This window comes from Pseudomonas sp. ASL4 (genome assembly GCF_056680395.1).
The window spans coordinates 6972535-6989324 of record NZ_CM155280.1 but is presented as its reverse complement, the minus strand read 5'-3'; the positions used below and the strand labels follow the sequence as shown (position 1 = coordinate 6989324).

At 60.3% G+C, this 16790-nt stretch carries 6 protein-coding genes; 2 read left to right on the top strand and 4 right to left on the bottom strand.

The window, feature by feature from the left end:
• Positions 1-40: 40 nt before the first annotated feature.
• The gene (gene mltF / locus AC1MEW_RS32005) at positions 41-1501 is read right to left on the bottom strand and encodes a membrane-bound lytic murein transglycosylase MltF (RefSeq protein ID WP_201200855.1); all 1461 of its coding nucleotides are present in this window, start codon (positions 1499-1501) and stop codon (positions 41-43) included.
• Between the two features lie 274 nt (positions 1502-1775).
• Here mltF and purL point away from each other — a divergent pair, with 274 nt between their 5' ends.
• Positions 1776-5672 carry a phosphoribosylformylglycinamidine synthase gene (purL, locus tag AC1MEW_RS32000; protein WP_480424831.1) on the top strand — a complete coding sequence of 1299 codons (3897 nt, stop codon included), beginning with the start codon at positions 1776-1778 and terminating at the stop codon, positions 5670-5672.
• 5 nt (positions 5673-5677) lie between these two features.
• Positions 5678-5989 (top strand): YqfO family protein, encoded by a 312-nt coding sequence (locus AC1MEW_RS31995; protein ID WP_201200858.1) that lies wholly within the window; start codon positions 5678-5680, stop codon positions 5987-5989.
• A 103-nt stretch (positions 5990-6092) separates the two neighbouring features.
• Here the strand turns inward: AC1MEW_RS31995 and AC1MEW_RS31990 are convergent, their stop codons facing one another.
• The 3 genes from AC1MEW_RS31990 to ptsP all read right to left on the bottom strand — a co-directional run bounded on the left by AC1MEW_RS31990 (position 6093) and on the right by ptsP (position 16770).
• Positions 6093-11846 (bottom strand): membrane-targeted effector domain-containing toxin, encoded by a 5754-nt coding sequence (locus AC1MEW_RS31990; protein WP_480424828.1) that lies wholly within the window; start codon positions 11844-11846, stop codon positions 6093-6095.
• Positions 11847-12500: 654 nt separating this feature from the next.
• The gene (gene nagE, locus AC1MEW_RS31985; RefSeq protein ID WP_201200861.1) at positions 12501-14210 is read right to left on the bottom strand and encodes an N-acetylglucosamine-specific PTS transporter subunit IIBC; all 1710 of its coding nucleotides are present in this window, start codon (positions 14208-14210) and stop codon (positions 12501-12503) included.
• Positions 14211-14253: 43 nt separating this feature from the next.
• On the bottom strand, positions 14254-16770 hold the full coding sequence (gene ptsP / locus AC1MEW_RS31980) for a phosphoenolpyruvate--protein phosphotransferase (protein WP_480424826.1): 2517 nt from the start codon (positions 16768-16770) through the stop codon (positions 14254-14256).
• Between the last annotated feature and the right edge of the window lie 20 nt (positions 16771-16790).

Sequence of the window (16790 nt, the reverse complement as noted above, 5' to 3'; positions counted from 1 at the left end):
GGCGGGGGGAGCCATTTCATTATTTGATTGGTGGTGACTGTTAAAGCGGCGGGTTTTCCTGACTTGGCTTGGTCTTGTCGATTCCCGGCACATGCAGGTTGCCTTCGGCCACTTGATCGCCTTCAAGCTGCGGCTGCGTGACCCACGTCAGGATGTCGTAGTAGCGACGGATGTTCGCCACGAAGTGCACGGGTTCGCCGCCCCGGGCGTAGCCGTAGCGGGTTTTGCTGTACCACTTCTTCTCGGACAGGCGCGGCAGGATTTTCTTCACGTCCAGCCACCTGTTGGGGTCGAGCCCTTCCTTGGCCGTCAACTTGCGTGCGTCATCCAGGTGACCACTGCCGACGTTGTAGGCCGCCAGCGCAAACCAGGTGCGATCCGGTTCCTTGATCGAGTCGTCCAACTGATCCTTCATGTAGGCCAGGTACTTCGCGCCGCCCATGATGCTCTGCTTGGGGTCGAGGCGATTGGACACGCCCATGGCTTGCGCGGTGTTCTGGGTCAGCATCATCAGGCCGCGCACGCCGGTCTTGGACGTGACTGCCGCTTGCCATAGCGATTCCTGATAACCAATTGCCGCCAGCAGGCGCCAGTCAACTTTCTCTTTCTTGGCGTAGGCCTTGAAGTGCTGTTCGTATTTCGGCAGCCGCTGCTGCAAGTGCTGGGCGAAGGTGGTGGCGCCCATGTAGCCGAGGACGTCGACGTGGCCGTAGTAACGGTCTTTCAGGCGTTGCAGGGTGCCGTTCTTCTGCACCTTGTCGAGGTAGGCGTTGATCTCGTTGAGCAGGCTGTTGTCTTCGCCGGCGGCCACGGCCCAGCTCTGGTTACTGGCATCGCCGAGGTCGAAGGCGACCTGGATGTTGGGGAAGTAGACCTGGTTCATCGCCACTTCGTTGGAATCGACCAGGGTCAGGTCGATCTGACCTTCATCCACCATCCGCAACAGATCGACGACTTCAACCGCGTCGGACTCTTCGTATTCAATGCCGGGGTATTTCTTTTTCAGCTCGGCCAATTGCTCGGCGTGGGTGCTGCCCTTGAGCACCATGATCTTCTTGCCGACCAGATCGCGGGCCTCCGTCGGCCGTGACTGGCCGTTGCGGTAGATGACCTGTGGGGTGACTTCCAGGTAGGAGTGGGAAAACCGGACCTGCTTTTTGCGTTCCTCGCTGCTGACCAGGCCGGCAGCAGCCAGCACCGGGCCGTTAGGCTTGCCCACCTGATTGAACAGGTCGTCGAGGTTGTCCGCGGTTTCGATTTTGAGCTTGACCCCCAGATCTTCGGCAAAGCGCTTCACCAGCTCGTATTCGAAGCCGGTTTCGCCGTTACGATCCTGGAAGTAGGTGGCAGGGCTGTTTCGGGTGATCACCCGCAGCACGCCATCCTCCTTTACGCGCTCAAGCGTGTTGGGTTTATCAACACAGCCACTGAGCATCAGGAAGAGTCCGGTTGCGATCAGCCATTTGGCGTACCGCGGACGCAAAGCCGTTGGGGAAAACATCTGCGCAGTATACGCAAAGGACCGCGAGCGCCATATCTCGACAGCGAAGGGCTTGTCTGCTAGGCAACCAAAAACCTGTCTGGAGCCCGCAGGAATGGGCTCGAGCGGAAATTTATGACAGTAAAAATAACCCCCGGACAGGGGCTGTTTGAGGCCTGAATACCCCGCCCGACGCCCGGGTGACACCGCCCGTACCGTTTCGAGTGATGTCGCGGGCGGTTTAGGCTAGAATGCACGGCCTCAAAGCACACCCCTTCCCGAGGCTGTCCCGAAGATGTTGATCCTGCGCGGCGCTCCTGCCCTTTCTGCCTTTCGCCACAGCAAACTCCTTGAGCAACTGAGCCAGAAGGTATCGGCTGTCAGCGGCTTGTATGCTGAATTCGCTCACTTCGCCGAAGTCACCGGCGTCCTGACCGGCGACGAACAGCAGGTGCTTGCGCGCCTTCTGAAGTACGGCCCAAGTGTCCCGGTGCAAGAACCGACCGGTCGTCTGTTCCTGGTGTTGCCGCGTTTCGGCACCATCTCGCCGTGGTCGAGCAAGGCCAGCGACATCGCTCGCAACTGCGGCCTGGCAAAAATCCAGCGCCTGGAGCGCGGCATCGCGTTCTACGTGGCCGGCCAGTTCAGCGAAGCGCAAGCCCAGCTGATTGCTGATGTGCTGCACGACCGCATGACCCAGATCGTATTGGGCAACCTCGAACAGGCCGCCGGCCTGTTCAGCCATGCCGAGCCCAAGCCCCTGACCGCCATCGACGTGTTGGGTGGCGGCCGCGCCGCGCTGGAAAAAGCCAACACCGAGCTGGGCCTGGCCCTGGCCGAAGACGAGATCGACTACCTGGTCAATGCCTTCGTCGGTTTGAAGCGCAACCCGCACGACATCGAATTGATGATGTTCGCCCAGGCGAACTCCGAGCACTGCCGTCACAAGATCTTCAACGCCAGTTGGGACATCGACGGCCAGAGCCAGGAAAAAAGCCTGTTCGGCATGATCAAGAACACCTACGTGATGCACAGCGAAGGCGTTCTGTCGGCTTATAAGGACAACGCTTCGGTCATCGTCGGCAACGTCGCCGGCCGTTTCTTCCCGGACCCTGAAACCCGCCAGTACGGCGCGGTGCAGGAGCCGGTGCACATCCTGATGAAAGTCGAGACGCACAACCACCCGACTGCGATTGCCCCGTTCCCGGGTGCAGCCACCGGTAGTGGCGGCGAGATTCGCGACGAAGGCGCAACCGGTCGTGGCGCCAAGCCAAAGGCTGGCCTGACCGGTTTCACCGTATCCAACCTGCAAATCCCGGGCTTCGAACAGCCGTGGGAAGTGCCGTACGGCAAGCCTGAGCGCATCGTTACTGCGCTGGACATCATGATCGAAGGCCCACTGGGTGGCGCCGCGTTCAACAACGAATTTGGCCGTCCAGCCCTGACCGGTTACTTCCGTACCTTCGAACAGTCGATCACCACCCCGCGTGGCGACGAAGTTCGCGGTTACCACAAGCCGATCATGCTGGCCGGCGGCATGGGTAACATCCGTGCCGAACACGTACAGAAAGCCGAAATCACCGTTGGCTCCAAGCTGATCGTCCTCGGCGGCCCGGCCATGTTGATCGGTCTGGGCGGCGGCGCAGCTTCCTCCATGGCCACCGGCACCAGCTCGGCCGACCTGGACTTCGCTTCGGTACAGCGCGAAAACCCGGAAATGGAACGTCGCTGCCAGGAAGTCATCGACCGTTGCTGGCAATTGGGTGACAAAAACCCGATCAGCTTCATCCACGATGTTGGCGCGGGCGGTCTGTCCAACGCCTTCCCGGAACTGGTCAACGACGGCGACCGTGGTGGCCGTTTCGAGCTGCGCAACATTCCAAACGACGAGCCGGGCATGGCCCCGCACGAAATCTGGAGTAACGAATCCCAGGAACGCTACGTTCTGGCAGTCGGCCCGGCCGACTTCGAACGCTTCCAGGCGATCTGCGAACGTGAGCGTTGCCCGTTTGCCGTGGTCGGCGAAGCCACTGCCGAGCCGCAACTGACGGTCACCGACAGCCACTTCGGCAACGATCCGGTCGACATGCCACTCGAAGTGCTGCTGGGCAAAGCCCCGCGCATGCACCGTTCGGCCGTTCGTGAAAACGAACTGGGCGACGACTTCGATCCAAGCACCCTGGAAATTGCCGACTGCGTCGAACGCGTTCTGCATCACCCGGCCGTGGCCAGCAAAAGCTTCCTGATCACCATCGGCGACCGCACCATCACCGGCCTCGTGGCCCGTGACCAAATGGTTGGCCCGTGGCAGGTTCCGGTGGCCGACGTTGCCGTCACCGCCACCAGCTTCGACGTCTACACCGGTGAAGCCATGGCCATGGGCGAGCGCACTCCGCTGGCCCTGCTGGACGCTCCGGCGTCGGGCCGCATGGCCATCGGCGAAACCCTGACGAACATCGTCGCTTCGCGCATCAACAAGATCTCCGACATCAAACTGTCGGCGAACTGGATGTCGGCTGCCGGTCACCCGGGTGAAGACGCGCGTCTGTACGACACCGTGAAAGCGGTCGGCATGGAGCTGTGCCCGGACCTGGGTATCACCATTCCGGTAGGCAAGGACTCCATGTCCATGGCCACACGCTGGAACGATGAAGGCGTCGACAAGACCGTTACTTCGCCGATGTCCTTGATCGTGACCGGTTTCGCACCAGTGGCTGACATCCGTCAGACCCTGACGCCGGAACTGCGCATGAATAAAGGCACCACCGACCTGATCCTGATCGATCTGGGCCGTGGCCAGAACCGCATGGGCGCCTCGATCCTGGCCCAGGTTCACGGCAAGCTCGGCTCGCAAGCGCCGGACGTCGATGATGCCGAAGACCTCAAAGCCTTCTTCGCGGTGATCCAGGGCCTCAACGCCGACGGTCACCTGCTGGCTTACCACGACCGTTCCGACGGTGGTCTGCTGACCAGCGTGGTGGAAATGGCCTTCGCTGGTCACTGTGGCCTGAGCCTGAACCTCGACGGTCTGGCTGAAACCTCCGCCGACATCGCCGCGATCCTGTTCAACGAAGAATTGGGCGCTGTGATCCAGGTTCGCCAGGACGCCACCCCGGACATCCTCGCGCAGTTCAGCGCGGCCGGTCTGGGCGACTGCGTGTCGGTGATCGGTCAGCCGATGAACAACGGCCAGATCAACATCACCTTCAATGGTGAAACCGTATTCGAAGGTCAACGTCGTCTGCTGCAACGTCAGTGGGCTGAAACCAGCTATCAGATCCAGCGTCTGCGCGATAACGTCGACTGCGCCGAGCAAGAGTTCGACGTGCTGCTGGAAGAAGACAACCCTGGCCTGAGCGTCAAGCTGAGCTACGACGTCAACCAGGACGTCGCTGCGCCTTACATCAAGAAAAACATCCGCCCACAAGTTGCCGTACTGCGTGAGCAGGGCGTCAACGGTCAGGTGGAAATGGCTGCCGCGTTCGACCGCGCCGGTTTCAACGCGATTGACGTGCACATGAGCGACATTCTGGCCGGCCGTGTCGACCTGAACGACTTCAAGGGTATGGTCGCTTGCGGCGGTTTCTCTTACGGCGACGTACTGGGTGCCGGTGAAGGCTGGGCCAAGTCCGCGCTGTTCAACAGCCGTGCTCGCGATGCGTTCCAGGGTTTCTTCGAACGTAACGACAGCTTCACCCTCGGCGTGTGCAACGGTTGCCAGATGATGTCCAACCTGCACGAACTCATCCCGGGCAGCGAGTTCTGGCCGCACTTCGTGCGTAACCGTTCCGAGCAGTTCGAAGCCCGCGTGGCGATGGTTCAGGTCCAGGAATCGAACTCGATCTTCCTGCAAGGCATGGCCGGCTCGCGCATGCCAATCGCCATCGCTCACGGTGAAGGTCATGCCGAGTTCGAAAGCGAAGAAGCGTTGCTGGAAGCCGATCTGTCGGGTTGCGTAGCGATGCGTTTCGTCGACAACCACGGCAAGGTCACCGAGAAATACCCGGCCAACCCGAACGGCTCGCCGCGCGGGATCACCGGTTTGACCAGCCGTGACGGTCGCGTAACCATCATGATGCCGCACCCGGAACGCGTGTTCCGCGCCGTGCAGAACTCGTGGCGTTCGGAAGACTGGAACGAAGACGCACCTTGGATGCGTATGTTCCGTAATGCGCGCGTCTGGGTGAACTAAGGGCTGTGTATAAGCTCAGCTTTTTTGTTCCGGCCAGTCATGTGGAGCAGGTCAAAAACGCCGTATTCGCCGCCGGTGGCGGGCGGATCGGTGCTTACGACCACTGCGCGTGGCAGGTGCTGGGTCTGGGTCAGTTTCGACCTTTGGATGGCAGTCAGCCGTTTATTGGTGAAGCGGGGCAGGTCGAGCAGGTTGAGGAATGGAAGGTTGAGCTGGTGGTCAGCGACGAGTTGATTCGGGCGGTGGTGGTGGCTTTGAAAGAAAGCCATCCCTATGAGACGCCGGCTTATGAAGTGTGGCGGTTGGAGGATTTCTGATTCGCCGACCGCTGTACAAAAAACCCGCTGGGCCATCACGGCCAGCGGGTTTTTTGTTGGGCCTGATATTTACGCGCCGGCACTTGATGAGTGCCGGCTCTGTTCAGGGGACAGGGGTCAAATTTACCTCTCTTTCAAGCATGCCGACCAGGGTGTGCAGGTACTTGAACCGCTGTTCCTTCTTGCCCCAGCGATCAATAAAGAACAGCCCGCTGTCGTCCACCTGAATCGGCGTAGCGATAATTTCTCCGGTGGTAGAACGGTGCACCAGTAGCGTCTCCGCAGCGGATGGGCGTTCGATCAAGAAGTACCCGGGCCTGGTCAACCTTGATCTATCGATAGGAACAAAAGGCGAAGGTGCGGGCATCCCGGCAGTACCGACTTCCAGTTTGAAGTCGCTGCGCAGTGCTATCGACGAAGGATTCCTGATATCCGTTTCCCAAGTGCCAAGATGAATGCCTCTGGATAACGTTGGGGCCGTATCCCTGACGTGCAGACTGACCGCCCCCAGCATCTCCGCCAGCCCCGGTACCCCCAGGTTGTTGTTGGTATGCCTGCTGCCGACGAAAGCTATCCATTTATGCGGGCCCTGTGCCGCCTGATCGGCCTGAATGACCTGGGCGGCAAAGTAGCTGAACATCTGATTTCGCGCCGTGTCTGTCGGTGTCGGCAACCCTTTCAGGTGATAGCTGGCGGTACAGTCAAGCGCCCGGACGCGGATGCTATATTTGCCTGCGGCCTGGACCACTTCCGAATAAGTATTGGGGCCGCTGTACAAAGGCATATGGCCTCGGTCCTGTCTTCTGAGATAGGCCTTGAGCTTGCGGGGAAGTTGCTGGGTGCGATGGAATATATCCAGTTCGGCCTGATGCAGGTCCGTGAGCAGGTGTTCAACGTAGAGTGTCTTGAAACCCGCCTCCTGGATTTGTTTCATATGCTTTCTCAGCAGGGCCTTGCTCGACTCATGAATGTGACCTTCACCGATCACCAGCCCCGCCAGGTCGCTATCGCCAATCTGTTTCAGGAACGATTGCGGCGTGGTGCTGGAGGTGATCGCCGGGAGTGTCGGCCTGGAAGGCGGCACGTAATCGGCAAAGAAGCTTTCGGCCTTGGTCTTCAGGCTTGAGCGTGTCTCGACGAATGTGCGAAACGCTTCATGGCGAGCCGGATTGAATGGTGCATAGCGGGTGTCCAGGCCATGTGGATCATCAGCCAGATGGACAATATCGTCTCTGAGCGACGGAGCAATGTCGAAGTCGCTGAAATGCTGCACATCGGAAGTGGACGCAACGGCTACCGGTGCCGCGGGTTCGGGCGCCTTGTATGGCGTTTGCAGTGTCATGCGGTAGTCGCCTCTGGCCAGCGCGTCGCCGGGTATCGCGCCCGGCGTGTCCGTCCAGACGCCCACGGGCTGATTCGGGCCCACATCTTCAATGCGCAGTGCCACGGCTTTTTGCAGTTCATCCAGGCCGAGGGCCTGATTGAACGTGGTCATGCGCGACTGATCGACCAGGGCAATCCAGCGTTCGCCCGGTGCGTCTGCCGCATCGGCTTCAATCACTTTGTGGGAATAGAAGTTTCTCAGGCGGTTGTCCCGTGTCGTCGTCGGCGGGGTCTCGCCCATGACCAGGGCATCGTCCAGTTGATAAGAAGTCGAGGCGTCGAGCGCCATGACTTTCACGCCCTTTTCCCGAGCCTGGCGCACAAGCGCGAGGTATGAGTATTCAGCGTCCGGGGCGAAGCCGAAAGATGTGTCGATAGCCTTCAAATGCTGCTCGATGTGTTGCCACGATTGGCCGTTGTTGAGCTTTACAAGTTTTGGTCTGAACACGTCGCCCGGCAGGTATTCCACATACAGGCGCTTAAAGCCTTGTTCGACCAGAGTGTCCATGTTCGTGATCAGTGCCTGCTTGCTGGCGATGGAACCCGGTACGGCGCCGACGATCAGGTTTTTGTTTTCGCCAAGGGCGTCGCTGGCAATCAGTTGTGCAAATGAAGCACTGGCCTCCACGGGCGGAACGTCAGCACGGGCCGGCAGGGGAGCGAGGGTTTCGAAAAAGCTCTGTGCGTCCTTTTTCAGGCGCTCGACCTGTTGCAGGTAAACAACGCGCAAATTTTGCAGCTGCTCGGCAGCTGATTCCAAAATGACGTGTGGACTGTTAAAGAGGTTTTCGCTGTTACTCATCAGGCTGGCCCGCAGTTGCGGATCCAGGACAGACTCAAGCCGGCCCCAATATTTCGGTGGCATCCCGTAGTCTTTATGTGGCCCGGGTGTTTCAGGCATGGATTCATACTTGGGTGCTCCTCCGGACATTCCGCTGCGAACCAGAATACCTTCCGAATTCGGCGTGACCAGCCGACCGGTCGAGACCCACGTGCCATTGACCGGGTGAAGGCGATACAGCAAGTAGCGGCCGATGGCATCCGGCGTCTTTGGCGCCCAAAGGCGTCGCCCTTCGAAGAACACCGGGCGCATGTTCGTCGAATCCAGCGTAACGGGTTCCAACTGACTGATGAGTTTCATGGCCTGGCTCTCTTCAGCGCTTGCCGCAGCCAGACGCAATGATTTGCCGACGGGTTTGAGCGAGCGCAGTGCCGGACGCAGATCGGTAAACAATGCGCCGGCACTGTTAAACAAATAACCGATGAAGTGCTCAAGCGCCGCCGAGGTATCGCCCTGGTTGTAGGCATGCAGCGCGAGCATGGCGTCCTTGAAAGCCAGCAACAGGCCGGTACTCAGACTCAGGATGGGGAACGGGGCCGTGGCAATGGCGGCCACCCATTCCACGCAAGTCCAAAGAATGCCGGCAATCATTTGTGTGCGGTTGAGGGTGGTTGCAGCAACGTTGTCGATCTTGCGTTGCATCTTCATGTCATACAGCGCCCGGCGCAGGTCCAGCACCGGTGCTGTTGAGCGGATCGAGTCGTAACGCGCAGGGCTGACGCTGGTTTTATCAAGCTGTTCAGGCAGCCCTCTTTTTGCTTCTTCCAGAAAAGCCTGGACCCTGACCTGGGACTGGACGCCGACCCGGCCGGTGAAGTAAGCGATCATGCCGGGTTGTTTTTTTAGCAGGTAATTGAACAGCCGGGCTTCACGAAAGCTGATGCCGTCCGGTGCCTGTGGGGTGTAGAGCAGGACGGGGTTGTTGCCGTGGCTGAACAGCCAAGTGTCGATAACCCATTCGCCATCGATCAACAGGCGATGGATGGCGTAATTGTTACGCGCCTGCACCGAGGTTTCGCCCATGCTGGCGATGCTTTGTTTAAGCCATTGCAGGTCAACCCCTGCAATATGCCCCTGCAGGTGGCACTCAAGTGCGGCGCTTTGCAGTTGCCGCTGGGTGATGGCCAGGATCGCATTGCGCCTGAAGGAGTAGTTCGGACTGTCGGCATTGAGCTGTTCGGTCTTGAGTTTGTCGATATAGCGCTGGCCGATCCAGACGCCAGTGACCGAGCGCGCGACTTTTTCGGCAGTCAGGGGGCTCAGATCGATACCTGGCGGGCCTTTGAAGCGTGCCGAGCGCGAGAATTTTTCATCGAGAATGCCCACGCCGTCAGCGTACCCGTCGCGATACAACTGGGTATACGTCAGCGGCGGCGGTGTCCAGACGCCGACCAGCGCGGGCGGCGAGTAGGCCCATACAGAGTCCGGGTCAACATCGTTGCGGGTGCGGCCCAGCAGTTCGTTCAAGCTTTTCCTGGCCTGTTCATGCAGGTAGGTGGCAAAGGCGGGAAAACGGCTTTCAGACGCGGGATGGTCGGTGTAGGTCCGCAGTGTGCCGTCGGCGTCTTCGGCCAGTGTCGTGAGTTTCCTGCGGACCTGGGCGGAGGCCGAGCGATACCAGTTTGGCGTGCTGAATTCATAGTCATCAGCCCGTGTGGCCAGCACATGTTCTGCCATCGCTTGCAGGCACTGACTATGGCTGCCGGCATTGTTCAACGTCAGCTCTTTATAGTCCTGGGCATGAGGCTTGAGGCTCAGCCCGGTCAGGACATTCTTCATGCTGTTGCGATAACGCAGAGGGGCCCGGCTGATCAAGTAGTCGGTCATGCTGCCGGGAACGGCCTTGAGACCATTGTCCTGAGTCCAGCCAAGGATGTGTTGCTGGCACGCGAGCTCATTGTCGAAGACCTGAAAGTGCTGATCGCCGGGTGCTTGCGGCGTGCAGAGCAATACGCGTTTGACCGTACCGCGAGCGTCAGTCTGGCGCAGTATCCAGATGTCGAGGAGTTGCGCGCCGTGGAGCGACAGTGCGTTGGCGCTGAGTGTTGCTGCGCTCAACTGCGTATCGGCGCCCGCCCGCAGACGCTGGATCAATTCAAAGTCATCTTCGCGCAGGTGACCTTGCAGTACGGCAGTCCAGGCCAGTGCGTTGATGCGCTGATCGAGCATGTGTTCTATGGTGAGTCTGACTTCAGCCCGGCCGTGGGCTTGTTGCTGCACTTCGGCAAAATCGACCCTGGGTTGCAAGGTGAGCAACTGCTGCGCGAGCCACGCGGATGTCAGGTCCTTGTACGACTCGGCCAGGGGCGTCCCGTTGTAAGTGAGCAGAGTTCTTGTGAGGAAGTCCGAGCCGGGCAATTCGTCGCCGGTGTGCAGGCCCCGCAAGGCCAGGTCAATCAGGTTTTGCTGATGCCCGTAGAAACCAAAACCGGCGACATGGCGGCGGGTACTGACTTGCAGGTGTTCCGGGTTCAGGTCATCAATTTCCAGTTCATCGCTCAGCCGTTCAAGCCATTGATAACGAGCCAAGGTTTCGGGGGTCGCGGCAGGGCCGAGCAGACCCAGCAAGCTCTGGCGGGCCTGGTTGTAGCGGCCCAGGTGTTCGGCCAGCGTGGCCCGCCGAGCCTCGCTGGCGCTGCGATACCAATCCGGAGCGCTATTGCGCAGGCACCGTTCGAACAGGGCCTGGGCACGCAGTTCGAGGCGGGCGGTAAGGTCGGGCAGTGCGGCGCCGATGGCACGGTCCAAGGCGCTGATCAAACGGGCGGAGTCTTGCGCCGGGTTGTCCGCGAGGCTCAAGGCTTGCTCGATATCCTGTGTGCGTTTGTCAATCAGTGCGCCATAGGTGTGTTCAAACAACGGTTCGGCGTCGATGGGCGAAAGTTCCAGGGGCCAGATCCCCGCAGTACTCAAGGGGTGATAGCGGGTGGGCAGCATCGCCTTGAATTCGTTGCTCCCTGCTGCGTGCTCCATGTTTCGCAACAAATGAGCGTTGAGTTCTGCCAGGGAATCGAAGGATTCGATGCCCCGTGACGGCGTGAACAGCAAGACCTGACCAACCTCTTCGGTGGACATCAGATCCTTGACCACGGGGTTGTTTTTTTCCGTGGCGACAAAGGCGCCGGCCAGTTCAACAGACTTCTGCTGATAACTGAATTTCACGGCATACAGGCCCGGACGCAGCGTAGGTCCCAACGTAAGGTTGTCTATTAGCGTGCCGGTCTGAGGGTGTAACAGACGGTCCTGAATACCCATCCTGGCTTCATGGCCGATGGCGGTGAATCCCGCTTCATAAGTCATGAAGGCTTTGCGACCCATGCCGTCGATCTGCTCGCGCAGGTCCATGTCCAGCAATTGTGCGTTTAGCGCGGCCTTCAGGGTTACGAGCAGACTCAGGCCTGCCTGGCTTCGCAGATCGTTGTGTTCCAGTGCTTGATAGTGCGCACGGCTTTTGCGCAGGAATTGCTCGCGGTCGTTCTTCAGGATGCCGTTCAGGCGCTTCAGGTAGAGCTGTTCGGTGGAGGGCTTTTGTTCAGGCAGCAGCGAAGTATCGGTCCTGAACAGATGATGGCCGATCTGATTGAGATAGCCTTTGATCTCGTCAAAGGAAGGGGAGGTAGCAGGGGGGCTCATTGGCACAGGCTCCATACGGGTGGCGGAAACCATCAGCATGGGGTGGGCGGCTGGGGTGGTGGCGGTACATATTTACCGCATTTCGTGGTGTGGGATGTGCATGTCAGATCACTAAACAGCGCTGGAGGGTGCTCGTTTAAAACACCCTCTGAGTAACTTCCTGAGAGCTACAAGATCTTGCGTCGTTGCCTACGGCTACGCCAGAATCCGCCGGCTTGTGCGCCTTGGGGCTGCTCGGTAACTTGATTCCTGTCACTGACCATCAGTGATCGGGTTTAGCAGCCCGGGGTATCTAGTGAGTTGCACAAGCTCCGTCAGTCAGGCATGCCCATGCCTGCACTCGATGGTAGCTGTGCGCAGGGCGCCTTCGGGCGCGCCGGCTTTGCTAGATCCCCGGTCTGCTAACCTGCGTACAGCTGCCTCCCACGCGAGTAGAGCCGGGCCGCCTGACACACCGCCTTCGCGAGCAAGCCCGCTCCCACATTGGATCTAGGTACACCGAACCATTGTGGCGAGGGAGCTTGCTCCCGTTGGGCTGCGAAGCGGCCCGAAAACCATCCGCCCGGTTCTGTCAGGTGAACCGCCTCTGACCGATTGACGACTGCGGCGCAGCCGAGCGGGAGCAAGCTCCCTCGCCACAGGTTTTTTGTGGGCTCAGACTTTGGCACTCACCTCACTGCTATTCACCAGCGCCTCCAACGCCCCACTCAAACTCGGCGCTTTATCGCCAACCAGCAAATGCCAGACACCGCCCTCAAGTTGGCTGACGCCATGGCATCCCAGTTCCTTCAACTGACACTCCGACAACGCCTTGCCATCCGCCAGTTGCAGCCGAATCCGGGTCATGGCGATGCAATCCATCTGCAACACATTCTCCCCCCCTCCCAGCGCATTCAGCCACTGCTGCGCTTCGGGCAGAGCGACAGGTTTTGCCACTTCAACAACCAAAGCGGGGTTAGCAATAACCGTGCGACCCAAAGCAGGCATCGCCAACCGAATCTCATCGGCAATGCTGTCGGCCATCGGCCCAACGACCACCTGCAAGCTCCCGCCCTTGCCCGGACGCACCACCGCCATCGCCCCGAGTGCTTTCAACTGCGCATCGTCTGCCTTGTTGCGATCCACCATGTCCAGACGCAACCGGGTGGTACACGCACCCACGGTGATCAGATTCTCTGCACCGCCCAACGCCTTGATATACGCCCCGGCCCGTTCGTTTTCAGCGAACACCACTTTGTCGCCAGTCGGCACATCTTCACGTCCCGGCGTCTTCAGGTTGAAGCGGCGAATACAGAAATCAAATACCACGTAGTAGATCGCCGCATACGCCAGCCCTACCGGCACCACCAGCCAGCCATTGGTGGATTTACCCCAGCCCAACACCATGTCGATGAAGCCGCCAGAGAAGGTGAAGCCCAAATGGATGTTCAAGGCGTTGGTGATGGCCATCGACAATCCCGTCAACAGCGCATGCACCAGGTACAACATCGGTGCGAGGAACATGAATGCGAACTCGATCGGCTCGGTCACCCCGGTCAAAAATGAGGTCAGTGCCATCGACAGGAAGATCCCGCCCATGACTTTGCGGCGTTCCGGCAGGGCGTTGCGGTACATCGCCAGGCACGCGGCGGGCAGGCCGAAGATCATCATCGGGAACATGCCGGTCATGAACTGGCCACCTTTCGGGTCGCCGGCAAAGTAGCGCGACAGGTCGCCGGTGACGATGGCGCCAGTGGTCGGGTCGGTGAAGTTGCCGAACACGAACCACGCCATGTTGTTGAGGATGTGGTGCAGGCCAGTGACGATCAGCAAGCGGTTGAACACGCCGAAAACGAACGCGCCGAAACTGCCACTCTCCATCATCAACGCGCCGAAGCTGTTGATGCCTTGCTGGATCGGCGGCCAGATCAGGCCGAAAACCAGCCCGAGGCCAACAGCGGCGAACCCGGTGACGATGGGCACAAAGCGCCGGCCACCGAAGAATGCCAGGTACTCCGGCAGCTTGATGTCCTTGAAGCGGTTGTACAGCGCGCCGGCCATCAAGCCGCTGACGATCCCGGCGAGCATGCCCATGTTGATGCTCGCATCGAGCACCTTGAGCGTGGAGATCATCACCAGGTAACCAATGACCCCGGCGAGGCCTGCAGTGCCGTTGTTGTCCTTGGCGAAGCCGACTGCGATGCCGATGGCGAAGATCATCGCCAGGTTGGCGAAGATCACCTGACCGGCGTCGTGGATGATCGCGATGTTCAGCAGGTCGGTGTCGCCCAGGCGCAGCAACAGGCCGGCGATAGGCAGGATCGCGATCGGCAGCATCAGCGCGCGGCCGAGGCGTTGCAGGCCTTCGATGAAGTATTGGTACATGGCGTTTCTCCCTGATTCTTTTTTGTTATAGAGCTTTTGTTGTTCAGCTCAGAGGCCAATGTTGGTGACAGGCATGACGCACAGCGGCGGCGCTGCTCAACTTGAGCAAGCCCTGGCTGATGCGTCGGCATTCGCTCGCGTCCAGATGGCGCACGCGGTCCTTGATTTCACCGATCTGCACCGGGCTTACAGACAACTCGCTGATACCCAAACCGATCAGTACCGGCGTGGCCAGCGGATCGGAGGCCAGCGCACCGCACACCCCGACCCAACGGTTATGCACCGCCGCACCCGCGCAGGTCTGGGCGATCAATCGCAGCAGCGCCGGGTGCAACGCGTCGACTCGTGAAGCGAGGCCGGCGTGGTCGCGGTCCATGGCCAGGGTGTACTGGGACAAATCGTTGGTGCCGATGGACAGGAAGTCCGCATGCTCTGCAAGCTGCTCGGCCAGTAGCGCGGCGGCCGGGACTTCGATCATCACGCCCAGCTCCGGGCGCTGCGTCAGTTCCAGCTCGGTGCACAAGGCGTCGAGGCGTTGGCGGATGTGCAGCAGCTCATCGACTTCGGTGACCATCGGCAACAGGATCCGGCAGCGCGATAACGGGCTGACGTGCAGCAGCGCGCGCAGTTGTTGATCGAGCAGTTCCGGCCGTACCTGAGCCAGGCGAATACCGCGCAGACCGAGTACCGGGTTCGCTTCGACCGGCAGCGGTAGATAGTCGAGTTGCTTGTCGCCGCCGACGTCGATGGTGCGGATGATCACCGACTTGTCGCCCATGGCGTCGAGCACGGCTTGGTAGGCGAGGCGCTGCTCCTGTTCGTCCGGCGCGGTGTTGCGATCAACGAAGAGAAACTCGGTGCGCAACAGACCGACGCCATCGGCGCCATTGGCCAGCGCATCGGCTGCTTCAGAACTTGATGCCACGTTGGCTGCGATTTCAATGTGCACGCCGTCGAGGGTTCGCGCCGGGGTGTGCGCCTGGGCCTGTTGCTCGGCGCGACGTTGTTGGTGATCGAGCTGTGCCTGACGCACCTCGGCCAAGCGCTCGGCGGTCGGCGTCAGTTCGAGGCGACCGCCGTCGGCATCCAGCACCACCGCTTGGCCTTGCTTCTGATCCAGCAGCGCCGAACCCAGCGCAACCATGCACGGCAGACCTTTGCCGCGAGCCAGAATCGCCACGTGGGACGTCGCGCCGCCCGCCGCCATGCACAAGCCAGCGACACCTTGCTGGCTCAGTTGCAGCAAGTCCGAAGGCGTTAATTCGTGGGTGACGACGATGGCAGCGGCCGGCACGTCGTAGTGCCAGGCTTCACCCAGCAAGGCACGCAATACCCGTTGTTTGAGGTCGCGCAGATCGTTGCCGCGTTCGGCTAGCAATGCGCTGCCGAGTTGCTGAAGGACGTCGCATTGCACGTCGATCGCTTGGCTCCAGGCGTGGGTTGCGGCCATGCCTTGGCCTATTGATTGCGCCGCCGCATCCAGCAACGCCGGGTCTTCGAGCAACGCCACGTGCGCGGCGAAGATCGCTTCTTCGTCGGTGTTTTTGTGCTTTCTGGCCTGGGTCAGGGTGTGATCGATTTCGCTGCGCACGACGTTCAGCGCAGTGTCGAGGGCGCGCAGTTGTTGCTCGGGATCGTGGCCGCCGGCGTCCACAGGCAGACTGATCGCGTTCAACTGAAACAGTGGCCCAGCGACCAGACCGGGCGCCGCGCAAACACCGTGCAACACACCCACTTCAGCCGCGCGATGACGCTGGGCAATCGATACTGGCGCCGCAGCGTGACTGTCTTCGACCAGGGCTGTGGATAACGCGCTCAACAACGCCTGCAACGCCGCTTTAGCATCCGGGCCCTGAGTGCTGACTTGAACTTCTTCCTGCTCGCCGATGGCCAGGCTCATGAGCCCGATCAAACTGTCGCAAGACGCCGACTTACCGGCGAAATGCAGCAGCGACTTGCTCTTGAAGCCTTGCGCTGTCTGACGAATCAGCGCGGCTGGCCGTGCATGTAACCCACCGCGATGAGCGATGCGCACATGGCCGTGAACTTCAATACCGGACACTTCGACTTCAGCCTGGGCACCATTGGCCAGTCGTCGAACGATGTGCAGGAGCGGATCACCAACCTTCACCGATTTCAATGTAATCGGCCGCGCCTGAAAGTCCTGGCTGTTGGTCAGGATCATCAGGCTGACCAGGCTTTTGCACTGCTGTGCGACCTTGTCCAGGTCATAGCGCAGCAACGGCTGGCCATTGCTGACCCGCGCGCCTTCCTTGACCAGCACCGAGAAGCCTTCGCCCTGCAACTCGACGGTGTCGAGGCCCAGGTGCAGGAGCAATTCGGCGCCGTTGTCGGCGCGCAAGGTGATGGCGTGGCCGGTGCGGGCGACGTGCACCACGACACCGGCGCAGGGTGCATGCAGCGTGTCGTTCAGCGGGTCGATGGCGATCCCGTCACCCATGGCGCCACTGGCGAACACCGGGTCCGGGACTTTGGCGAGCGTGAGCACCGGGCCGCTGAGCGGGGCGCTTAAGGTCAGCTCTTTATTATTGTTGTGCATGGCTCGGTACTCATCAGGAA